Raw genomic sequence first — 23801 nt, forward strand, 5'->3', positions numbered from 1 at the left:
CCGAATCACACCGCACAGGAGCATCCGATGAGCATCCCGGCCGACCTCAAATACACCGAATCGCACGAATGGGTCCGCACCGAAGCGGACGGCACGCTGACGGTCGGCATCACCGACCACGCGCAGGAAGCGCTCGGCGACATCGTCTTCTTCGAAGTCCAGCAACTGGGCAAGACCGTGACCGCAGGCGACACCGTCGCCGTGATCGAATCGGTGAAGGCCGCTTCCGACATCTACGCGCCGGTCTCGGGCGAGATCATCGAAGCGAACTCGGCCGTGGCCGACTCGCCCGACTCGGTCAACAGCACGCCGTACGAAAGCTGGCTCTTCAAGATCAAGCCGGCCGCCGACGCGACGCAAGATCGCCTGATCGACGCCGACGCGTACACGAAGTCGATCGGCGCCTGATCTGCTTCACCTTTACGTTTAACCCGCCAGGTGCGGCGCGTCCCTCTCGAAGCACAGGGATAGCCGCACCGCCAGGAACACCCATGAAGCTCGAACACCCGGATCGTCTGATGAACCGCACTCCTCTCTCGCTCGCCGCGCTCGAAGTGCATGACGCCTTCGCAGAACGGCATATCGGCCCGGATTCCGCCGACCAGCAAGCGATGCTCGAAGCCCTCGGCTTCGCCTCGCGCGCCGCGCTGATCGACGCCGTGATTCCGAAGACGATCCGCCGCACCGAAGCGCTGCCGCTCGGTCCCTTCGCGCAACCGAAGAGCGAGGCCGAAGCGCTCGCCGCGCTGCGCGAACTCGCGGACAAGAACCAGGTGTTCCGCTCGTATATCGGGCAGGGCTATTACAACGCGCACACCCCGACGGTGATCCTGCGCAACGTGCTGGAAAATCCGGCGTGGTACACCGCGTACACGCCGTATCAGCCGGAAATTTCGCAAGGCCGTCTGGAAGCGCTGTTGAACTTCCAGCAGATGATCGTCGACCTGACCGGTCTCGCGATCTCGAACGCATCGCTGCTCGACGAGGCCACCGCCGCCGCCGAAGCGATGACGCTGCTGCAACGCGTCGGCAAGCCGAAGTCGAACGTGTTCTTCGTCGCCGACGACGTGCTGCCGCAAACCATCGAAGTGGTGAAGACGCGCGCGACGCCGGTCGGCATCGAAGTGAAAGTCGGACCCGCCGCTGAAGCCGCGAACTCGAACGCGTTCGGCGTGCTGCTGCAATACCCCGGCGTGAACGGCGACGTGCGCGACTACCGCGCGCTGACCGAAGCGATCCACGCAGCGGGCGGCCACGTGGTGGTCGCCGCCGACCTGCTCGCGCTGACCGTGCTTACGCCGCCCGGCGAATGGGGCGCGGACGTGGCCGTCGGCAATACGCAGCGCTTCGGCGTGCCGGTTGGCTTCGGCGGCCCGCATGCCGCCTATCTCGCGGTGCGCGACGAATTCAAGCGGCAGATGCCGGGGCGTCTGGTCGGCGTGACTGTCGATGCGCAAGGCAATCCCGCACTGCGTCTCGCGCTGCAAACGCGCGAACAACATATCCGCCGCGAGAAGGCCACCTCGAACGTGTGTACCGCGCAAGCGCTGCTCGCGATCATGGCCAGCATGTACGCGGTCTATCACGGCCCGCACGGTCTGAAGACCATCGCGCTGCGCGTGAACCGCATCGCCGCGCTGCTCGCCGAAGGCGCGAAGCAACTCGGCTACACGCTCGTCAACGAGACCTTCTTCGACACGCTCACGTTCGACACCGGCGCGCGCACGCAAGCGCTGCTCGACGCGGCAACCGCCCGGCGCATCAACCTGCGCCGCGTGAGCGCCACGCAAGTCGGCCTGTCGATCGACGAAACCACGACGCGCCACGATCTCGCCGATCTGCTCGCGGTCTTCGCGCAAGCGGCGTTCGCAAGCGACGTGCCGCAAGTCGATGCACTCGACGCCGCAATGGCCGCGTCGAACACCGCGTCGGTGCCGCCTGCGCTGGAGCGCACCAGTGCTTACCTCACGCACCACGTGTTCAACCGTCATCATTCGGAAACGGAAATGCTGCGCTATCTGCGCAGTCTGTCGGACAAGGACCTCGCGCTCGACCGCTCGATGATCCCGCTCGGCTCATGCACGATGAAGCTGAACGCGACCTCGGAAATGCTGCCGGTCACGTGGCCCGAGTTCGGCCAGATCCATCCGTTCGCGCCGGCAGAGCAAACCGTCGGCTACCGCGAAATGATCGATCAGCTCGAGGAAATGCTGGTCGCCGCAACCGGCTATGCCGCGGTTTCGCTGCAACCGAATGCCGGCTCGCAAGGCGAGTACGCCGGCCTGCTGATCATCCACGCGTATCACGCGTCGCGCGGCGAAGCGCATCGCAACGTCTGTCTGATTCCCGCTTCGGCGCACGGCACGAACCCGGCGTCGGCGCAGATGGCCGGCATGCAGGTCGTGGTGGTCGCCTGCGACGCGCAAGGCAACGTCGATATCGAAGACCTGAAGAAGAAGGCCGCGCAACACGCCGACAAGCTCGCGGCGATCATGATCACGTACCCGTCCACGCACGGCGTGTTCGAGGCGAACGTGCGCGAAATCTGCGAGATCGTGCATGCGCACGGCGGCCAGGTTTACGTGGACGGCGCGAACATGAACGCGATGGTCGGTCTGTGCGCGCCGGGCCAGTTCGGCGGCGACGTCTCGCACCTGAACCTGCACAAGACCTTCTGCATTCCGCACGGCGGCGGCGGACCGGGCGTCGGTCCGGTCGCGGTCGGCGCGCACCTCGCGCAGTTCCTGCCGAACCAGATCTCGTCGGGCTATGAACGCGCGCCGAACGGTATCGGCGCGGTATCGGGCGCGCCGTACGGCTCCGCGTCGATCCTGCCGATCTCGTGGATGTACATCGCGATGATGGGCGCGAAGAACCTGACCGCGGCCACCGAAACCGCGATCCTCAACGCGAACTACGTCGCGAACAAACTCGCGGCGCACTATCCGGTGCTGTATTCGGGCCCGGGCGGTCTGGTCGCGCACGAGTGCATTCTCGATCTGCGTCCGTTGAAGGAAACCAGCGGCATCACCGTGGACGACGTCGCCAAGCGCCTCGCCGACTACGGCTTCCACGCGCCGACGATGAGCTTCCCGGTGCCGGGTACGTTGATGGTCGAGCCGACCGAATCGGAATCGAAGGAAGAACTCGACCGCTTCATCGAAGCGATGATCGCGATCCGCAACGAAATTCGCGCGGTCGAAGAAGGCCGCTCGGATCGCGAGGACAATCCGCTGAAGCACGCGCCGCACACCGCCGCCGTGGTGATCGCCGACGACTGGAAGCATGCGTATGCACGCGAAACCGCCGCGTATCCGCTGCCCACGTTGATCGCGAAGAAGTACTGGCCGCCGGTCGGCCGTGCGGACAACGTGTACGGCGACCGCAATCTGTTCTGCTCCTGCGTGCCGATCGCCGACTACGAGTAAGCGGCGTTGCGCGCCGCCCGCTGTCCGGACGGGCGGCAGGGCGGTGCGCGCGGTTCCGCCCGGGCTTCTGTCGCTCGTGGCCGCAAACGGCTAACATCACACACCGAATCAGCCTAACGAGGAGTTTCGCATGGCGCGAAAGGTGCGATCGATGCAAAGCCGGGCCGCAGCAACGCGAGCCCGTCCGTGGCGGCAAATGTGTGTCTTGGTGCTCGCTGGCGCGGCCGCGCTGCTGCCGCTGCGGCAAGCGCAGGCCGCAATGAATTTCTGTGCGGCGCCCGCGTTGCAAACCAGCGAGCGCACCAACGCCGATCCCGGCGTGAAGGCACTCGTGAGCAACGTGCAAACGCATCTGAACGAGCAGCCGCATGCGCTCGCGAAGCTGCATACCGAGGGCACGCTGCCGCACGAGGGCATCTACGATCAGAGTGTCGAAGCGGAGAAGGATCTCGATCTGCTGCGCGACGCCGCGCTTGCCTGGCGCGCGACCAGCGACGACCGTTTTCTGAAGCTCGTCGACCGCCTGCTGTACGCGTGGGTCACGACCTATCAGCCGAGTTTCAATCCGATCGACGAAACCCATTTCGAAGGGCTGATCCTCGCCTACGACATGACCGCGAGCGCGTTGCCCGTGAAGACGCGCAACGCGGCAATGACGTTCCTGACGAAGCTCGCGAACGGCTACATCGCGCAGATCGACGCCCAACCGCGGCCGCTGAAGGGCACCTTCCGCAACAATTGGCAGAGCCACCGGATCAAGCTGATCGCGATGGCCGCGTTCACGCTCGACAACCGCAAGATGATCAATGCGGCGCAGCGTCTGTTCGTCGAGCATATCGGCGACAACATCGCGCCGGACGGCTCGACCATCGACTTCAGCGAGCGCGACGCACTGCGCTATGTCACCTACGATCTGCAGCCGCTCGTGATGGCCGCGCTGGCCGCGCGCCGCCACAACCGCAACTGGCTGCAGGAGAAGGGCGCCAACGGCGCCACGTTGCTAGCCGCGCTCAACTGGCTGGCGCCGTTCGCGTCCGGCAGTCAGACGCATGAAGAATTCGTGCATTCGAGCGTCCCGTTCGATGCAAAACGTCGCGAGGCCGGCTTGCCTGGCTACTCGGGTCCATGGGACCCGAAGAACGCGACGGAACTGTTTCACCTGGCCGCGCGTCTCGACGGACGCTTTACGCCAATCGCGCTACAGCTCGCACCGACGCCGCCCGCGTGGCTCGCCGTGTGTTTGCCGCTGCCGGCGCGCTAATATCTACTTATCAGCAGGGAGCAGTCAATGGCAGTCAGCGTGTTCGATCTCTTCAAAATCGGCATTGGTCCGTCCAGCTCGCACACGGTTGGGCCAATGCGCGCGGCGCTGATGTTCGTTCAAGGGCTCGAACGCGACGGACTGCTGGACGCGACCGCATCGGTGAAGGTGGATCTGTACGGATCGCTCGGCGCGACCGGCAAGGGCCACGGCACGGATCGCGGCGTGATGCTCGGCCTGATGGGCGACGCGCCCGACACCGTCGACCCGGACACGATCGCGCAACGGCTCGAAGCGGTGCGGGTGTCGCGCAAGCTGCCGCTGCTCGGCACGCACGACGTGCCATTCGTGCAGAAGGATCACATTTCGTTTTATCGCCAGGCGTTGGCCGAGCATCCGAACGGGCTGAAGCTACGCGCGTTCGATGCGCAGGGCGAGACGCTGCGCGAGTCGACCTATCTGTCGGTGGGCGGCGGTTTCGTGGTGACAGCCGGCGCGCCGAACACGAAGGTGCTGAGCGCCGTCGATCAATTGCCGCACTCGTTTCGCACCGGCAATGAATTGCTCGCGCTGTGCGCATCGACCGGCAAGAGCATCGCTCAGTTGATGTGGGACAACGAGCGCGTCTGGCATACCGAGGAAGAGACGCGCGCCGGCTTGCTGAAAATCTGGGACGTGATGCAATCGTGCGTCGCGCGTGGCTGCGGCATCAACAACCCCGACGCCGATGGCAACTTGCCCGGGCCCTTCCAGGTGAAGCGTCGCGCGCCGCAGTTGTATCGCGCGCTGTCCGGCAATCCTGAACTCGCGCTGCGTGATCCGTTGTCGATGATCGACTGGATCAATCTCTATGCGATCGCGGTCAACGAAGAAAACGCCGCGGGCGGGCGCGTCGTCACCGCACCGACCAACGGCGCCGCCGGCATCATTCCGGCCGTGCTGCATTACTACACCCGCTTCATGCCGGGCTCGAACCAGCAAGGCGTGATCGACTTCCTGATGACGGCGGCGGCCATCGGCATTCTGTACAAGCTGAACGCGTCGATTTCCGGCGCGGAAGTGGGCTGCCAGGGCGAGGTGGGCGTGGCCTGCTCGATGGCCGCGGGCGCGCTTGCCGCCGTGATGGGCGGCACACCGAAGCAGGTCGAGAACGCCGCGGAAATCGGCATGGAACATAACCTTGGACTGACCTGCGATCCGGTCGGCGGGATGGTGCAGATTCCGTGCATCGAACGCAATGCGATGGCGTCGGTGAAAGCGGTCAACGCGGCGCGTATGGCGTTGCGCGGCGACGGCAGCCACTACGTATCGCTCGATTCCGTGATCAAGACCATGCGCGAAACCGGCGCGGATATGAAGACCAAGTACAAGGAAACCTCGCGGGGCGGGCTGGCGGTGAATATCGTCGAGTGTTGATCACACTCATTCATTGCACATGACGACGCGGGCCAAGGCCCGCGTTTTTCATTTACGTGCTCACGGCCTTCGCTTCAGGTTCGCGCTTCGTCGGACGGGACAGTTGCGCTGCGCCATGACAGCGCACGCGCGCTCGGCGTAAGCTGTCGAAGCGCCCATCGGCCGGCACCTCACGTGGGTCGATGCGGCACTATCCGACCGCACTCACGTACTGCCTGGAGGCTTCTTCGCAATGTCGCAGCCGAACGCTCTCGTTTCAGATTCCAACCTTGCTCGCACGACCGGTGCGCGTCTCGTCGTCGATGCTCTGCTTACGCATGGCGTCGAACGCGTTTTCTGCGTTCCCGGCGAAAGTTTTCTCGCTGTGCTCGATTCGCTGCACGACGAGACCGGGCGCATCCAGACCATTGTGTGCCGCCACGAAGCCGCCGCGGCGAACATGGCGGAAGCGGTCGGTAAACTGACCGGCCGCCCCGGCGTCGCGCTCGTCACGCGCGGGCCGGGCGCGACGCACGCGTCAATTGGCGTGCATACCGCGTTTCAGGATTCCACACCGATGATCCTGCTGATCGGTCAATGCGCACGCGAGCATCTCGACCGCGAGGCATTTCAGGAAATCGACTATCGGCGCATGTTCGGCCAGATGGCGAAGTGGGTCGCGCAAATCGACGACCCGAAACGTATTCCCGAATATCTGAGCCACGCGTTTCACACAGCGACCTCCGGGCGGCCGGGGCCCGTCGTGCTGTCGTTGCCGGAAGACGTGCTGAGCGATGCATGCGATGCCGTGGCCGGCGTGCCGGCTTATCAACGCGTGGCGGCGTCGCCCTCGGCCGCACAGATCGACAAGCTGCGTGAGTTGCTCGAAGGCGCGCAGCGGCCTATGGTGATCGCGGGCGGCAGCGGCTGGACGCTGGCCGCATGCGCAGACTTGCGGCGCTTCGTCGAGAACTGGCAACTGCCGGTCGGCCTCGCGTTCCGCTTTCAGGACACGCTCGACAACGAGCATCCGAACTACGCGGGCGACGTCGGCCTCGGCATCAATCCGGCGCTGGCGCAGCGTATCCGCGATGCCGACGTGTTGCTCGTGCTTGGTCCGCGCATGGGCGAAGCGACAACGAACGGCTACACGCTGCTCGACATTCCGAAGACGAAGCAGACGCTCGTGCACGTGCATCAGGGCGCGGAAGAGTTGGGGCGTGTGTATGTCGCGGATCTGCCGATCGTGTCCGGCATGCCTGAACTGGCTGCGGCGCTGGCGGCGTTGCAGCCAGCGTCCGGCCAGCCGGCGTGGGCCGGCGCGGCCGAGGATGCGCATCGCGCCTATCTCGAGTGGCGCAAGCCGCGCCCGATTCCCGGCGACGTGCAAATGGGCGAAGTGATCCAGCAACTGCGCGCGCATCTGCCCGCCGACGCGATCCTCACAAACGGCGCGGGCAATTACGCGACGTGGCTGCACCGGCACTTTTCATATCGGCACTACCGCTCGCAACTCGCGCCGACGAGTGGCGCGATGGGCTACGGCGTGCCCGCGGCAATCGCGGCGAAGTCGCTGTATCCGCAGCGCGCGGTCGTTGCGCTCGCCGGCGACGGCTGCTTCATGATGGCCGCGCAGGAACTCGCGACGGCCATGCAGTATGACCTTCACGTGCTGTTCATCGTCGTGAACAACGGCCACTTCGGCACGATCCGGATGCACCAGGAGCGGCATTATCCGAACCGCGTGCATGGCACGGGGCTCACGAATCCGGACTTCGCGGCGTTCGCGCGGTCGTTCGGCGCGCATGGCGAGACGGTGGAGCGGACCGAGGATTTTCTGCCGGCCTTGCAACGCGCCATGAATGCGCAGCGCGCGGCGGTGATCGAGATTCGCATGCCGCAGGAAGCGAGCACGCCGGGCGCGACGTTGGAGCAGATTCGCGAGCAGGGGAGGAAGATGCGTGGGGAGTAGGCGGACTAGTGTGCAGAGCAGTTCGAAACAACTACTCCATAAGAAAACCCCGCCGAAGCGGGGTTTTCTTTGACTTCCGACGTCAAAGCAAGCAACAAACGCCGCTTACTTCCCGCCCACGCTTTGCAGCGTCGTCCACTTGCCGTCGACCACCTTGTACAGCGTGATGCCGCCGTTCTTCAGATCGCCGCGGCTGTCATACGCGAGATTCGACGACGTCACCGCCGGCATCGAGGTCTTCGCGAGCACCGGCAGGTACTTGGCCGGATCGGTCGAGTTCGCGGTCTTCATCGCCGTGAACATCGCCATTGCGCCGTCGTAAGCGTACGGCGAGTACGTTTGCACGTCTTCGTTGAAACGCTTCTTGTACTTCGCGACGTAGTCCTTGCCGCCCGGCATTTCTTCCAGCGGCAGGCCGGCAAGCGATGCCACCGTGCCGTTCGCCGCGTCGCCCGCGAGCTTGATGAAGGTCGGCGTATGAACCATTTCGCCGCCCATCAGCGGCGCCTTCACGCCGAGTTGCTTCATCTGCTTGACCATCGGTGCCGCTTGCGAATCCGCGCCGCCGTAATAGATCAGGTCCGGGTTCGCCGACTTCAGCTTGGTCAGGATCGACTTGAAGTCGACGGCCTTGTCGTTCGTGTATTCGCGATCGACGATCGTCGCGCCCGAAGCCTTCGCCGCCTTTTCGAACTGATCGGCGAGACCCTGGCCGTAAGCCGTGCGGTCATCGACGATCGCGATCTTCTTCATGCCGAGGGTCTTGACCGCGAACGTACCGGCGACCGAACCTTGCTGCGTGTCGGACGTCATCATGCGGAACGTGGTCTTGAAGCCTTGCTGCGTGTATTCCGGCGCCGTCGCCATTGCGATCTGCGGGATGCCTGCGTTAGCGTAGATGCGCGAAGCCGGGATCGTGGTGCCCGAATTGAAGTGACCGAGCATGCCCTTGATACCGTCGTCCACCAGCTTCTGCGCGACGGTCGTGCCGGTGCGCGGGTCAGCCTGGTCGTCGGCCGAATCCAGCACGAAGCGAACCTGCTTGCCGCCGATCACCGGCTTGGTCGCGTTCATGTCTTCCACTGCCAGCGTGATGCCGTTCTGGAAGTCCTTGCCGTAGTGAGCCTGCGCGCCCGTCATCGGACCGGCGAAACCCACCTTCACGTCTTCCGTCGATTGTGCGTTGGCCGTCCCCGCCAGCGACATTGCTGCAACCAGCGCTGCGCCTGCCAGCTGTTTCATCTTGTGTTGCATAGCTTCTCCTTGGTACCAGGTGTAGATGGAGCGATATCGGGGTCGCCGTACCGCTTCCGTTTTATTGAAGGGATCAATGAGGTTCGCTCAACCGATCGTCATCAAATTCGCATTGCCGCCTGCCGCCGCCGTATTCACGCTGACCGAGCGTTCGGTCAACAGACGCTCGAGCGCGTAATCCTCTTCGCCGCTTTCCAGCGCGCGCGCCGCGACGCCCTGCACCGAGACGATCGGCCCCGGACGCTTCGCGACTTCCTTCACCAGCGCCAGCAGTTCGTCGCTGTCGCCTTCGAACAGCACGGCATCGAACGGCGTATCGGCGCTCTTCTTCACGCTCGCGTACGACTTCAGCGAAGCGGGCAGTTGCGACACCAATTGTTCACCCGCCGCGCCTTCGAACAGCGCACGATTTCCAGTAGCCAGCGCGGCGGCAAACTGCACGCGCGCACCGCTCTGCGTCGACGCGACGCACAGCACCGTGCCGCGCGCGCCCAGCGTGTAGGTATTGCGCTCGCCGGTGGGCCCCGACAACACCGCAGTCGCGCCCGCCGGCACATGCGACAGATAACCATCGCAGCGAGCGGCCAGTTGCGGCTGGCGTTCGGTGATCAGCCAGTCACGCAGCGCGGTCAACGCAGCGGTCGGATTGTCGCCGTTTTCGGCGGCTTGCGGTACATCCGCGACCAACGCCTTCTCGAGCGACTTCGGCAAACCCGCCGGACGCGTCGCGAGCAATCGCTGCAGATACAGCGCGCCGCCCGCTTTCGGACCGGTGCCCGACAGACCTTCGCCACCGAACGGCTGCACACCCACCACCGCGCCGATCACGTTGCGGTTCACGTAGATGTTGCCGACGTGCGCGCGGCTGATCACGTGAGCGATCGTTTCATCGATCCGCGTATGGATGCCGAGCGTCAGGCCGTAGCCGGTCGTGCGGATCTGTTCGAGCAGCTTGTCGAGCTGGCTGCGGCGATAACGCACCACGTGCAGCACCGGGCCGAACACTTCGCGTTTCAGTTCGTCGATGCTGTCGAGTTCGATCAGCGTCGGCGGCACGAAGGTGCCTTGTGCGCAGCCTTCCGGCATCGGCAGTTGTTCGACCTTGCGGCCTTTCTCGCGCATCGCCGCGACGTGCGCGTCGATGCCGCGTTTCGCGTCCAGGTCGATCACCGGGCCGACGTCGATCGACAGGCGGTCCGGATTGCCCACCGCCAGTTCGCGCATCGCGCCCGTCAGCATTTCGAGCGTGCGGTCGGCGACGTCGTCCTGCAGACAAAGAACGCGCAGCGCGGAACACCGTTGACCGGCGGAGTCGAACGACGATTGCAGCACGTCCGCAACCACCTGTTCGGCGAGCGCCGACGAATCGACGATCATCGCGTTCTGGCCGCCGGTTTCGGCGATCAGCGGAATCGGCTTGCCGTCCGGATCGAGCCGGTTCGACAGCGTCTTGTTGATCAGGCGCGCGACTTCGGTCGAGCCGGTGAACATCACGGCACGTGTGCGCGGGTCGGCCACCAACGCCGCGCCGACCGTTTCGCCGTCGCCCGGCAGCAGTTGCACGGCGCCCGCCGGCACGCCGGCTTCGCGCAGAATCCGCACGGCTTGCGCGGCGATCAGCGGCGTTTGTTCAGCAGGTTTCGCGAGCACGGTGTTGCCGGCTGCCAGCGCCGCCGCCACCTGGCCCATGAAAATCGCCAGCGGGAAATTCCACGGGCTGATACAGACCACCGGCCCCAGCGGACGGTGCGTGTCGTTCGAGAACTCGTCGCGGATCTGCGTGGAGTAATAGCGCAGGAAGTCGATCGCCTCGCGGATTTCCGCGACCGCGTTCGCCAGCGACTTGCCGGCTTCGCGCACCACCAGACCCATCAGCGTATGCATCTGCGCTTCCAGCAGATCGGCGGCACGCGCGAGGCAATCGGCCCGTGCGTCGACCGGCGTTGCTTGCCAGATCGGCGCCGCGGCCACTGCATGCGCGAGCGCGGCGCTCACGTGCTCCGGCGTCGCTTCGACGACCGTGCCGACCAGGTCACGCTGGTCCGCCGGGTTGCGCACGTCGCGGGCGGTGCCCACGGCGATCTCGTTGTCTTCGAGCATCGGCGCGGCGCGCCACGGATGATGCGCGCTCGCCAGCAACGCCGACGACAACGACGCGAGGCGATGCTCGTTCGACAGATCGAGGCCCATCGAATTGAGACGCTCGGCGCCGTACAGATTGCGCGGCAACGGAATCTTCGCGTGCGGCGCGCCGAGCGGCACGATCTTCGACGCTTCGTCGACCGGGTCGGCGATCAGGTCCTTGATCGCGACGCTTTCATCGGCGATGCGGTTCACGAACGACGTGTTCGCCCCGTTTTCCAGCAGGCGGCGCACGAGGTACGCGAGCAGCGTCTCGTGCGTGCCGACCGGCGCGTAGACGCGGCACGGACGGTTCAGCTTGCCGGCGGACAGCGGGCCGGTGACTTCCTCGTACAGCGGCTCGCCCATGCCGTGCAGGCACTGGAACTCGTACTGGCCCGGGTAGTAATTGTTGCCCGCGAGGTGATAGATCGCCGACAGCGTGTGCGCATTGTGCGTGGCGAACTGCGGATAGACCGCGTCGGGTGCGCCGAGCAGCTTCTTCGCGCACGCGAGGTACGACACGTCCGTATAGATCTTGCGCGTGTAGACCGGATAGCCTTCGAGACCGTCCACTTGCGCGCGCTTGATTTCGGTGTCCCAGTACGCGCCCTTCACGAGCCGCACCATGATGCGGTGACGGCTGCGGCGCGCCAGATCGATGATGTATTCGATCACGAACGGGCAGCGCTTCTGATAGGCCTGCACCACGAAGCCGATACCGTTCCAGCCGGCCAGCTCCGGATCGAAACACAGCGCTTCGAGCAGATCCAGCGAGATTTCGAGGCGGTCGGCTTCTTCGGCGTCGATATTCAGGCCGATGTCGTAGCGGCGCGCGAGGATCGCCAGCGAGCGCACGCGCGGCAGCAGTTCGCTCATCGTGCGCTCGTGCTGCGAACGCGAGTAGCGTGCGTGCAAAGCCGACAGCTTGATCGAGATGCCCGGGCCTTCGTAGATGCCACGGCCGCCGGCGGCCTTGCCGATCGCGTGGATCGCCTGTTCATACGATGCGTAGTAGCGCTGCGCGTCGGCTTCGGTGGTGGCCGCTTCGCCGAGCATGTCGTACGAGTAGCGGAACCCGCGCGCTTCATATTTGCGGCTGTTGGCAAGCGCTTCGGAGATGCTCTCGCCGGTGACGAACTGCTCGCCCATCAGGCGCATCGCCATATCGACGCCCTTGCGGATGAGCGGCTCGCCGCCCTTGCCGATCAAACGCGTCAGCGCCGACGAGAGACTCGTTTCGCTATTGGTCGTCACCAGCTTGCCGGTGATCATCAAGCCCCAGGTGGCGGCATTGACGAACAGCGACGGCGCCTGGCCGACGTGCGATTTCCAGTCGCCCTTGCTGATCTTGTCGCGAATCAGCGCGTCGCGGGTCGCGCGATCGGGGATGCGCAGCAGCGCTTCGGCGAGGCACATCAGCGCCACGCCTTCCTGGCTCGACAGCGAGAATTCGTGGATCAGTCCTTCTACGCCGCCGCCCTTGCTCTTGGTGCGCAGCGTTTCGACCAGCTTGCCGGCCATGGCCTGCACGTCGCCTGCGAGATTGGCCGGCAAGCGCGCCTGACCGAGCAGGAACGGCACGCACTCAGGCTCCGGTCGACGGTATGCAGCAGTGATCGCCGCGCGCAGCACCGATTGCGGTTGCACGTTTTGCGCAAATTCGAGGAATGGATGTGACGCACCGTCTTCCTCCTGTTCGACCGCCGTGCCGTCGGCCAGATCGGCCGAACCGTTCGCGCCCGACAATTCAGGCGGCAACTGGCCGTGCTCGATTTTCTCGAGATAAGCGAAGATCGCCTGCTTGATCAGCCAGTGCGGAGTGCGTTCGAGGCGGGTGGCGGCATCTTTCAGCCGGGAACGCAGGAGGTCGTCGACCTTGACGCCAAGGGTGGTGCTAGCCATGTTTCCTTCTTCGGATACCGGATGAATGCCTGGTGAAAGACTAAAAGTTGGGCGAATCGTACGCCTCCAAATAAAAAGGTGCAACCAATTCCGCCGAAAGGTTGCACCCCCATGAAAGCCTTATGCGACAGGGGTTTCCGGCCGACGGCGCCACTCGCGGCAACCCCGGTTGCGCTCGGTATTTTCCCTGGCCTGATTCTTTTTGCATTTGCCCTTATCAAATGATCCGGCGCGCCGTTATAGAGACATAGCGCGCGGCCTTAGGGCACGCAAAAAACGATACGGGGTTTTTGAGGACTGGCGAAATGGAAAAGTGGCTGGTGGTATTGGGCATCTGGGCGATGTGTGCGGCCTGCGCGGTGCTGTTCATTCGGGGCGCGACGGCGGGGTCGAGCAAGCGCATCGTCTCGAAAGGGGGCGCACGCGCACCTTCGGGAGATACGCGAGCCGCTTTGAACGACTGAGCCGCACGCGCGGCGTCCCGGGCTAGTGCGAGTGGGAGAGCGGTGCTAGCCGCCGCCGGGTGTGGATTGGCCAGCACGCGTCGCCGGGCTTAAACCCCGACGCGGGGTCGACGCACGCGTCAACACGACGGGCGATGCTCGAACTGCGCGCAGCCATCGCCCGGTGAAACCAGCTGGTCATGCAGGCGGCACAGGCGGCTATCCGCGACACTTGCGCCGAACCCGGAACTGAATACCGCGAGTCCCGGCATGCTTTGCTCGAGCGAATGCCGATCCTCGGCGCGGTGCCGACAGTCGGCGCAGCGCGGCTCGCACGCCGGGTGGTGCGCGTTCTCGGTCCTGTCGACGTGCTCGGCCCGGTGTGCCACGCGCCTCACCCGAGACTGTTCCAGTACGCCGCGAACACATGCGCGGACAGCACGTAGCCGATGACGATATTGATCACCACTCCCGCAGTGAACGCGAGGAACGGCTTCAGGCCGGTCGCCGAAAGCGAACGCAGGCGTGTCGTCAGGCCGATGCTGAGAAAACAGAACGTGAACGCCCAGGTGCGCAATACGGTAATCGGCGCGACGAATTCGGGCGTGACGATTTTGCGGTAATCGGCCAGCGAATAGTGGCTGGCGATCCACGTCACCAACGCGGACGCGACGACAAAGCCAATCACGAATTTCGGAAAACGCGCCCAGATTTCGCCGGCATTCGGCTTCGCTTTGACGCCGCTATCCTGCGACTCCCAGCGCGTCGTCGCGACGATCGCCAGTACGAACGCCCAGATGCCGATCCAGATATCGCGGCCGACCACCTTCATCAGCGTGAACGCCTGCAGCGATGCCTCCTGCGCGCCGGCAATCGCGCCGCCCGCGTGCCTCGCGAAGTCGCCGTAGGCCTGTGCGGCGGCGATGCCGGCGGCGTCCGCGAATTCCGAGGTGCCGATCCACGCGCCCGCGACCGCCGTGGATAGCCCGAGCGAGCGCGACGCGAACGGCAGCACGAAGATCATCACGATCGCCCACAGCACCACCAGCGTAATCGCCACTGACGCCTGTTCGCGCTTGGCCCGCACCGCGCCGGCAATCGCGATCGCCGCCGACACGCCGCACACCGCGCCGCCCACGCCGAGCACGGCGGCGAAGCGCCGGTCGAGTCCGAACGCCCTGGCGGCGAAGAAAATCACGAAGAACGTCACGAGCGACACGATGGTCGCCTGCGCGACCGCCACCGGTCCGGCCCACACCAGCAACGTGAACGGCAGCGTCGCGCCGAGCAGCACGATGCCGACCTTGATGTAAAACTCGACCCGCAAGCCCGCCGAAAACCAGTCGGGCAAGGTGAACACGTTCGAGATCAGCAATCCGAGCGCGAGCGCCACCAAGGGCGGCTCCAGGTTGTACTTCGACGCATTGACCCATGCGCCCAGCGTAAAAATCAGCGCCGAGGCGATGAAAAGAATCAGGAACGCCGCGAGGAAGGCGCCGACATGCTGCTTCAGCAGCGCGAGACTTGCGCCGAACAGCAGCGCAAACACGATGAACAACGCTATATAGTTCGGCAGATGCGTGCCGAGGTCCTGCGCGGCCTGGCCGATGCTCGACCATTTGGCCGGCGCCACCGCCAGCCACTTGATGCTGCTGCCCGACGCGAACAGCGCCCAGGCAATCACGATCACGAGCAGGCCGACCCACACGGCCAGCCAGTCTTCTGTGAGCAGGAGTCCGCCGCCGTGCGTGCCTTGGCGCCTGGCTGGGGTCGCGCCGCTCGGCACGGTCTGGTTGCTGTCGCTCATCACAATGCCCGAGGAAGTTGAGGTGCATCGGCGCGGGAATATTGGAGTTTTGCCTGAATAGGCGCCGATTCGGCGAATATAGGCGAGCGGCGTCGCAAAACGAAACGACCATTCGCTCTATGAATATGACCTGAAGAAGTAATGCGGGCCGCCGGCTGGCGGCCGACGTCAGATGTCGAGCGGATCGACTTCGAGATTCCAGCGCAGCACGCCTTTCAGGCCGCGCAGCAGCGGTTGCCACGCGCGCAGCGTGGCCTGCAGTGCAGCCCGCGACGCGCTTTCGATCAGCAGTTGCGCGCGATGCACGTACATCACCTTGACGATGGTCAGGGGCACGGCGTCGTAGACGGTCACGCGCTCGGCGGCCGGGATGCCGGTCAGTTCGACGGCGGCCTGCTGCAGAAAGGCGAGCGCGGCCTCCAGCGTGCGACCCTCGGCACGCAGCAACGCCTGATAGACGAACGGCGGCAGGTGCGCGTCGCGCCGCTCGGCCAGCGTCGAGTTGGCAAAACCGACGTAGTCGTGGCGGCCCAGCGCGTGGTACAGCGCGTGGCGCGGATAACGCGTCTGCACCAGCACTTCGCCAGGCAGACCGGCTCGGCCCGCCCGGCCGCTCACCTGCATCAATTGCGCAAACAGGCGCTCGCTCGCGCGGAAATCATGGGAGAACAGCGCGGTGTCGGCATTGAGCACGCCGACCAGCGACACGCGCTGAAAGTCGTGCCCCTTCGCGATCATCTGCGTGCCGACGAGGATGTCGACCTCGCCCGCGTGGACATCGGAGAACAGCGCCTGCGCGCTGCCTTTGCGGCGCGTGCTGTCGGCATCGATGCGCAGCACACGGGCGCCGGGCACTGCGCTCGCCAGCGTTTCCTCGACGCGCTGCGTGCCGCGCCCCATCGGCGCGATGTCGACGTTGCCGCACTCCGGACACGAACGCGGAATGCGCGACTCCCAACCGCAGTGGTGACAGCGCAGCGCGCGCTCGGGTTTGTGCAGGACGACGTAGGCGCTGCAGCGCGGACAGCCCGCGACCCAGCCGCACGCATCGCAGGCGAGTTGGGGCGCGTAGCCGCGCCGGTTCAGGAACACGAGGCTCTGCTCGCCGCGCTCGAGCCGCGCCTTGAGCGCGGCAATCAGCGGGCCCGACAAGCCTTCCACCGACGCCCGCCCGCGCCGGCGCTCCTCTTCGAGATCGATCAGCCTGACGGTGGGCAACACGGCGTCGGCTACGGCCCGGCGCGACAAGGTGAGCCGTTTGTAGCGCCCCTGGTCGGCCTGCCACCAGCTTTCGAGCGAAGGCGTCGCCGAGCCGAGTACGACCGGCAGACCCAGTTGCTTGGCCCGGTAGATCGCCAGATCGCGCGCCGAATAGCGCAGACCTTCCTGCTGCTTGTACGCCGGATCGTGCTCCTCATCGACGACGATGATCGCGAGCTTCGGCAGCGACGCCAGCACCGCGAGGCGCGTGCCGAGCACGATGCGCGCGCGCCCGGTATGCGCGGCGAACCAGTGGCGGGCGCGTTCACCTTCCGCGAGGCCGCTGTGCAGCGTGACGATCGACGTGCCGTTCAGCGCGGCGAAGCGCGCGCGGAACGCCGCCTCGAATTGCGGCGTCAGATTGATTTCCGGCACGAGGACGAGCGCCTGGGCGTCGGGCTTCGCGGCAAGAATCTCGGCGAGCGCGCGCAGATACACCTCGGTCTTGCCGCTGCCCGTCACGCCGTGCAGCAGGAACGGAGCAAAGCCGTCCGCGTCGCGAATCGCTTCGACGGCGGCCGTCTGCTCGTCCGTAAGCGTGGGGAGCACGGGCGCAGGCGCGCCGGGCGACGCCGCAGCGGCCTGCACCTCGGCAGCCTCGATGATGTCGAGCGCCACCCACCCCTGCGCTTGCCATGCTTCGAGATTCGCAAGCGCTTTGGGGTGGAGCGCGCGAGTGTCGGCGGCCAGCAGGAAGTCGGCGTCGGCGAGCGACTGCGCGAGCTTTCGCAAGGCGCTCGCGCGGGCCGGCAAGGCGTCGGGCAATGCCGCCCGGCCTTCAGGCGTGAGGCTATAGCGCTCCTCCGGTGCGAACAGGCGCGACCAGCGCGACGCATCGCGCAACGCTTGCGGCAACGCCGGCAACGCCACCTCACCGAGCCCGCGTTGGTAGTAGTCGGCGGCAAACGCGCTCAGCCTCAACCATTCCGCCGACACCGGTGGACACGCGGTGCATAAGCCGCTGACCGAGCGCAGGCGGTTCGCCGGCACGTCGCTGTGAGCGGTCACTTCGCAGACGAGCCCGACCACATGCCGCTTGCCGAATGGCACGCTGATGAGCATGCCCGGCGCGACGGGCTCAGATGCGTCGTATCGGTAGTCGAACAGGGTCGGCAGCGGATGATCCAGCGCGACGCGGACGAAGACCTCGCTCACGCGGTCGCACGACGTGGGAGTGCTGACGCGACGTGACGCAACGTCGCCACGCACATTGGACAAGCAGAGCGCCGGTCAAAGTTAAAGTAAAACTTCAATAACGGCGCTAAGTTTTGGATTCCGCTGAACAATTGCAATCGATCCGATGGCCTGTGGATAACTTTGTTGAAAACTTCGCCCGGATGGGCCGAGAACCGCGTCGCGGCGGCCTTCTGTGGGGTATCGCACATTTCGTCTGGCACCCGTCAAACCCTTGCCTGACAAGGGTTGGATCAAATGCGCACGCATTGTGCAAGGGTCGGGACACGACGAAAGGTTCTACTGCGCCGCAGCGTGGCAAATGTGCATAAGTCAAGTCTTGACAATCACGAGACCGCCATCCGACGGCCCCTGGACAGCAATTCTCCCCTTAGGCCCGGAGCCCACTTCGCTGCGTCGCAACAAAAATGGTAACGATTACGGCCTCACGTTAGTGCATGTGCGCCGCTGCGAATTGCGCGGCTGTGACGATGCACTTCGTCGACCAGCTCCGCCACGTTTTCCGGCGGCGTGAACTGCGAGATACCGTGACCCAGATTGAAGACGTGGCCCGGATGATTGCCGAAGCTCTCGAGGACCGCGCGCGCTTCCATGCGAATCGAAGCGGGCGGCGCAAACAGCACTGAAGGGTCGATATTGCCCTGTAGCGCGACTTTGCCGCCCACGCGCTCGCGAGCTTTGCTCAGGTTCACGGTCCAGTCGAGACCGACCGCGTCCACGCCGATCTCGGCTATCTCGTCGAGCCACAGACCGCCGCCCTTCGTGAAGGTAATCACCGGCACTTTCTCGCCGTCGTGATCGCGCTTCAACTGGTTCACCACCTGCTGGATGTACTGCAGCGAAAAGCGTTGATATACACCGTCCGCCAGCGCCCCACCCCACGTGTCGAAAATCATCACGGCTTGCGCGCCGGCTTCGATCTGCGCGTTCAGGTAGGCTGCGACCGAACGTGCGTTGACGTCGAGGATCCGATGCATCAGATCCGGACGTGCGTAAAGCATCGACTTGACGGTGCGGAAGTCCGCCGACCCGCCGCCTTCGACCATGTAGCAGGCCAAGGTCCACGGGCTGCCCGAAAAACCGATCAGCGGCACGCGTTGGCGGCCTTGCGCGTCCGTGAGCGCGGTGCGAATTTCGCGAACGGCGTCAGTCACGTAACGCAGCGTGGCGTCGATGTCCGGCACCGCGAGGCGCGCGACGTCGTCTTCCGTGCGCACCGGGCGGGCGAACTTGGGCCCCTCGCCGGTAGCGAACTCGAGTCCGAGGCCCATGGCGTCGGGCACGGTCAGGATGTCAGAGAACAGGATCGCGGCGTCGAGCGGGTAACGATCGAGCGGCTGAAGCGTGACCTCCGTCGCGAACGCCGGACTTTTTGCAAGATTAAGGAAACTGCCCGCGCGACCCCGCGTGGCGTTGTATTCCGGCAGGTAACGACCAGCCTGCCGCATCAGCCAGATCGGCGTGTAGTCGGTCGGCTGGCGCAGCAACGCGCGCAGGAAGGTGTCGTTCAGGAGTTTATGGGCCACGTTTCGTACGACTGAGGGCAAAGGAGCATTTTACCGGAGCGCGCTCGCCCCATCGCGCCTGATGCGACCAATAACTGTCCGGCCGCATGGCAGCGACAGTTTTCCTGGCCGCCTGCAGCATGTCACCCTGGCTGAATGGCCGATGTTCAAGCCAGCTTCACCAAGCTACTATCGGACCTTCTTACCAGACAATTACATACAAATGGAGACTCGATGAACAAGCTAGTACTTGCCATCCTCGGCGCCGTCGCCGGTGTTTTGATGCACGCAGGCGTGGCCGGTGCGCAGACCAGTCCCGCCGCGCCGTCGAGGCTCGACGAAATTCTTAGCCGCGGCACGCTGCGCGCCTGCACGACCGGTGACTACAAACCATATTCGTTTTACAAAGGGGACGGCCAGTTCGAAGGCATCGACATTGACATGACGGAGTCGCTCGCCAAATCGCTCGGCGTGAAGGCGGAGTTCGTCAAGACGTCATGGTCGAACCTGATGAACGACTTTGTCTCGAAATGCGATATCGGCGTGGGTGGGGTGTCACCTACGCTCGAGCGGCAAAAGCGCGCGTTCTTCACGCAGGCTTACATGATCGACGGCAAGACGCCCATCGTGCGCTGCGACGACGTCAGCAAGTATCAGACTGTCGCGCAAATCGACCAGCCATCGACGCGCGTGATCGTCAATCCGGGCGGGACCAACGAGCGTTTCGCGAAGCAGTACTTTGCGCATGCGAACCTGACCGTCTATCCCGACAACGTGACAATTTTCAAGCAGATCCTTGCCGGGAAGGCCGACGTGATGGTGACGGACGCCTCGGAAACCTTGTTGCAGCAGAAGCTGAATCCGGGTCTTTGTTCCGTGCATCCGGACAAGCCCTTCCAGTATGGCGAGAAAGCCTGGCTGCTGCCGCGCGGCGATGTGACTTTCCAGCAGTATGTCGACCAATGGCTGCACCTTGCGCGGGCGACTGGCGAATATCAAGCCATTTCGGATAAGTGGTTGAAATGAAGTAAGTGGCCGGCCGTTGCCAATTAGTTCTGGCGGCGGCCACCATCGTGTAACGAAGCTCGTCGGGTTTAAGCAAAAGCCTAACAACGACGCGGAACGGCTAATTTAGTGAATTGGCCCCTACGGACGCGATTCAAAAACAGTGAAGTGTTGCTTTGCAACACTTCACTCTGGGGTTTAAGTACGAAATTTCCTGCAGCTTGGGAACCCCTGTAACACGGAGATCTTGCCCGTAAAAGATGCGCATGCAACCATTTCATGCGGAATCGACTGAACAATTTACGCCGCAATATGCGACACGAATAGCATCAATCATGCGTATGAAATTGCGAGCCAGTCATCAGTAAAATTTACGTTTCAACCGGCCAAATTTGGCAATTAGTCCCGCAGCGCCTTATCTGGCGGGCGTTACAACCTGAAACACTTTGTTACCGCGCCGCTAGAGTAATTCGCCCACAATGCCTCAACGGTTTCAACACGGATGTGGCTGGGTGCATGGTGTGAGCGGATACAATGCACTTGCCGGTCGGCCTATGCCGAAGCCCTGAGAAGGGGCATCCCTGCTGGGGCCGTATTCGGTGCAGGGTCGCCGTCTCAGGTGCTCCAACTTTGGTCTCCTCGCGCTAACCCCGTAGCGTGTGGTTTTTAGCGGGCTCCAGGCCCGCTTTTTTTTCGTCTGGCCAAACGTTTGCGCGCAAGACGTCGCTCCGGGTTGCTTCTATTCAGGGTCGGTTCGCGAAGCCCACTAAACGCCTCTGGCTTCTGTTCGCGCCGAGCGGCGTTTGTCCTCAACAATTGCCAGCGCGGCGCTGCCCAGCCGGGCGCTGCCCAGCCGTCATGCCGTCTTGTCTTCCCGCAGCTTCAATTCGCTGATCATCCGTTCGCGCATGATGAATTTCTGCACTTTGCCGGTCACCGTCATGGGCAGTTCGTCGACGAAACGGATGTACTTCGGCACCTTGTAGTGCGCAATTTGCCCCTGGCAAAACTGCTGGATCTCTTCGGCGCTCGCCTGCTCACCCGAGCGCAGCACGACCCACGCACATACTTCCTCGCCGTACTTCGCGTCGGGCACGCCGAATACCTGCACGCTCTGAATTTTCGGGTGGCGGAACAGAAATTCTTCGATCTCACGCGGATAGATGTTTTCCCCTCCGCGAATCAACATGTCCTTCAGTCGGCCGACGATGTTGCAGTAACCCTCGGCATCGAGGGTTGCCAGATCGCCGGTATGCATCCAGCCGTCGATCACGCTTTCGCGCGTCTTCGCCTCGTCGTCCCAATAGCCCTGCATCACCGAGTAGCCCCGCGTGCACAGCTCGCCAGTCTCGCCTACCGGCACGATCTCGCCGAGCGGATCGACGATCTTCACCTCCAGATGCGGCTGAATGCGGCCTACCGTGGTGGTGCGTTTGTCGAGCGGGTCGGTCGTCGAACTCTGGAACGACACCGGGCTGGTTTCCGTCATGCCGTACGCAATCGTGATCTCGCTCAGATGCATCTTCGAGACGACCTTCTTCATCGTTTCGATCGGGCACGGCGAGCCCGCCATGATGCCGGTGCGCAGTTGCGAGAAGTCGTACCCGGCGAAGTCCGGGTGATCGAGCTCGGCGATGAACATGGTCGGCACGCCATGCAAGGCGGTGCACTTTTCTTCGGCCACCGCGGCGAGCGTCGCGGCGGGGTCGAAGCCCTCGCCTGGAAACACCATATTCGCGCCGACCGATACGCACGCGAGCACCGACAGCACCATCCCAAAACAGTGGTATAGCGGGACGGGAATGCATAAGGCGTCTTGCTCGGTCAGCCGCATCGCCATCGCGATGTAGCGCGCGTTGTTGACCACGTTGCTATGGGTTAGCGTTGCGCCTTTCGGATTCCCCGTCGTACCGCTCGTGAACTGAATATTGATCGCTTCGTGGCATGTCAGCGTCGTGCCAAGGGCTTCGAGTTGCGCGGTGTCGAGCGTCGCGCGTCCCCGTTCAATCAGTTCGGAAAAGCTCATCATGCCAGGCGTTTCGGTATCGCACATGCGAATCACGTAGCGCAACTCCGGCAACCGTGCGGCGTGAAGTTCCCCCGGCGCCTGCGCCGCCAGCTCGGGGGCAAGCTCCTGCAACATTTCGAGGTACATCGACGTCTTGAAACGCTCGGCGGCAATGACCGCCTTGCAGCCGACCTTGTTCAACGCATATTCGAGTTCCGCGAGTCGATAGGCCGGATTGATGTTGACCAGCACCGCGCCGATCCGCGCGGTCGCGAATTGGGTGAGCAGCCACTCCACGCGGTTCGGCGACCAGATGCCAACGCGGTCGCCCTTCGCGATGCCGAGTGTGAGAAGCCCGGCCGCCAGCACGTCCACTTCATCTGCAAATTCCTTCCACGTCCAGCGAATACGCTGCTCGCGAAACACCACGGCCGGGCGGTCGGCAAAGCGCTTGGCCGTGTCGCGAAGAAACTGGCCGACGGTCGCTTCGCTCAACGGGATTTCGGTCGACCCGCGCACATACGACAGCCCGTCTTTGGGTTCGATGAGTGCACCTTCGCCTGACGCTTGCGTTGCCATGGTGTTGTCTCCGTGAGTGGAAGCTCGTCCGATTGAAATGAATTTGAAATCGATTGTGCCACCGGCGTGCGTTCTTACGGCATCAAGTCTTACCCGCAGCGCATCGCGCGGATTTGCGCGGCAGGTCTGCAACCGGCCGGATCGCATGATTTTGCTGACCTTTCCGTAAACGTCAACTAGTGGTCAAAAAAAAAGCAGCCGCGAAGGCTGCTTTCTCTCTGATACGTGTGCCTTACTTCTGACCACGCAGCTTGCGCAGACGCTGAATCGCAGCGAGCTGAGCCGTCGCGTAGGCCAGTTCCGCTTGCGCGGTGGCATATTCGAGGTTCGAACCCGTGTTTTGCAGCGCTTCTTCCGCACGCTTGCGTGCATCTTCAGCTTTGGCTTCGTCGAGATCCTTGCCACGGATCGCGGTGTCGGCGAGAACCGTCACTGCGCCCGGCTGGACTTCGAGGATGCCGCCGGCGACGAACACAAATTCTTCTTCGCCGTTCTCAGCTTCGATGCGCACCGCACCCGGACGAATCCGCGTGATGAGCGGCGTGTGACCCGGCAAAATGCCGAGTTCACCCGCTTCGCCCGGCAGCGCGACGAACTTCGCCTGGCCCGAGAAGATCTGCTCTTCCGCGCTGACGACGTCTACTTTAATGGTTGCCATAACTGT

14 protein-coding genes are annotated in these 23801 nt (G+C 64.0%); 7 read left to right on the plus strand and 7 right to left on the minus strand.

The features are described 5' to 3' along the window. Window positions 1-27: 27 nt before the first annotated feature. The 5 genes from gcvH (at window position 28) to B0G69_RS06010 (ending at window position 8056) form a co-directional block, all read left to right on the plus strand. Window positions 28-408 (plus strand): glycine cleavage system protein GcvH, encoded by a 381-nt coding sequence (gcvH, locus tag B0G69_RS05990; RefSeq protein WP_121316065.1) that lies wholly within the window; start codon window positions 28-30, stop codon window positions 406-408. An 83-nt stretch (window positions 409-491) separates the two neighbouring features. Then, window positions 492-3428 carry an aminomethyl-transferring glycine dehydrogenase gene (gene gcvP, locus B0G69_RS05995; protein ID WP_121316066.1) on the plus strand — a complete coding sequence of 979 codons (2937 nt, stop codon included), beginning with the start codon at window positions 492-494 and terminating at the stop codon, window positions 3426-3428. A gap of 130 nt (window positions 3429-3558) precedes the next feature. Then, window positions 3559-4689, plus strand: coding sequence for an alginate lyase family protein (locus tag B0G69_RS06000; protein WP_121316067.1), 1131 nt, complete (start codon window positions 3559-3561; stop codon window positions 4687-4689). A gap of 27 nt (window positions 4690-4716) precedes the next feature. Further along, window positions 4717-6105, plus strand: coding sequence for an L-serine ammonia-lyase (locus tag B0G69_RS06005; protein ID WP_121316068.1), 1389 nt, complete (start codon window positions 4717-4719; stop codon window positions 6103-6105). Window positions 6106-6337: 232 nt separating this feature from the next. Then, entirely contained in the window at window positions 6338-8056 is a 1719-nt protein-coding gene (locus tag B0G69_RS06010) for a thiamine pyrophosphate-binding protein (RefSeq protein ID WP_121316069.1), read from the plus strand. 105 nt (window positions 8057-8161) lie between these two features. Here B0G69_RS06010 and B0G69_RS06015 read toward each other — a convergent pair whose 3' ends face one another. Beyond that, the gene (locus B0G69_RS06015) at window positions 8162-9310 is read right to left on the minus strand and encodes a branched-chain amino acid ABC transporter substrate-binding protein (protein WP_121316070.1); all 1149 of its coding nucleotides are present in this window, start codon (window positions 9308-9310) and stop codon (window positions 8162-8164) included. An 87-nt stretch (window positions 9311-9397) separates the two neighbouring features. Further along, window positions 9398-13336: a trifunctional transcriptional regulator/proline dehydrogenase/L-glutamate gamma-semialdehyde dehydrogenase gene (gene putA, locus B0G69_RS06020; protein WP_121316071.1), complete on the minus strand. Its 3939-nt coding sequence runs from the start codon at window positions 13334-13336 to the stop codon at window positions 9398-9400. Window positions 13337-13641: 305 nt separating this feature from the next. Between putA and B0G69_RS41325 the strand changes: the two genes are divergently transcribed. Next, window positions 13642-13800 carry a hypothetical protein gene (locus tag B0G69_RS41325; protein WP_199731146.1) on the plus strand — a complete coding sequence of 53 codons (159 nt, stop codon included), beginning with the start codon at window positions 13642-13644 and terminating at the stop codon, window positions 13798-13800. A gap of 373 nt (window positions 13801-14173) precedes the next feature. Here B0G69_RS41325 and B0G69_RS06030 read toward each other — a convergent pair whose 3' ends face one another. The 3 genes from B0G69_RS06030 to hemE form a co-directional block, all read right to left on the minus strand. Next, the gene (locus tag B0G69_RS06030) at window positions 14174-15586 is read right to left on the minus strand and encodes a putative sulfate exporter family transporter (protein ID WP_121316072.1); all 1413 of its coding nucleotides are present in this window, start codon (window positions 15584-15586) and stop codon (window positions 14174-14176) included. 168 nt (window positions 15587-15754) lie between these two features. Further along, window positions 15755-18001, minus strand: a complete 2247-nt coding sequence (locus B0G69_RS06035; RefSeq protein WP_121319134.1) for a primosomal protein N' — start codon at window positions 17999-18001, stop codon at window positions 15755-15757. 464 nt (window positions 18002-18465) lie between these two features. After that, complete coding sequence (gene hemE / locus B0G69_RS06040) at window positions 18466-19566, minus strand: uroporphyrinogen decarboxylase (protein WP_121316073.1); 1101 nt, start codon at window positions 19564-19566, stop codon at window positions 18466-18468. A 213-nt stretch (window positions 19567-19779) separates the two neighbouring features. On the opposite strand from hemE, the gene B0G69_RS06045 reads away from it, so the two are divergent. Further along, window positions 19780-20571 (plus strand): transporter substrate-binding domain-containing protein, encoded by a 792-nt coding sequence (locus tag B0G69_RS06045; RefSeq protein ID WP_121316074.1) that lies wholly within the window; start codon window positions 19780-19782, stop codon window positions 20569-20571. Between the two features lie 835 nt (window positions 20572-21406). Here B0G69_RS06045 and B0G69_RS06050 read toward each other — a convergent pair. Beyond that, complete coding sequence (locus B0G69_RS06050; protein ID WP_121316075.1) at window positions 21407-23137, minus strand: AMP-binding protein; 1731 nt, start codon at window positions 23135-23137, stop codon at window positions 21407-21409. A gap of 232 nt (window positions 23138-23369) precedes the next feature. Next, window positions 23370-23795: a F0F1 ATP synthase subunit epsilon gene (locus B0G69_RS06055; RefSeq protein WP_074281814.1), complete on the minus strand. Its 426-nt coding sequence runs from the start codon at window positions 23793-23795 to the stop codon at window positions 23370-23372. Window positions 23796-23801 lie beyond the last annotated feature (6 nt).

The sequence above is a fragment of the Paraburkholderia sp. RAU2J genome (genome assembly GCF_003634845.1).
In the GTDB taxonomy this organism is placed as follows: Bacteria; Pseudomonadota; Gammaproteobacteria; order Burkholderiales; family Burkholderiaceae; genus Paraburkholderia; species Paraburkholderia fynbosensis.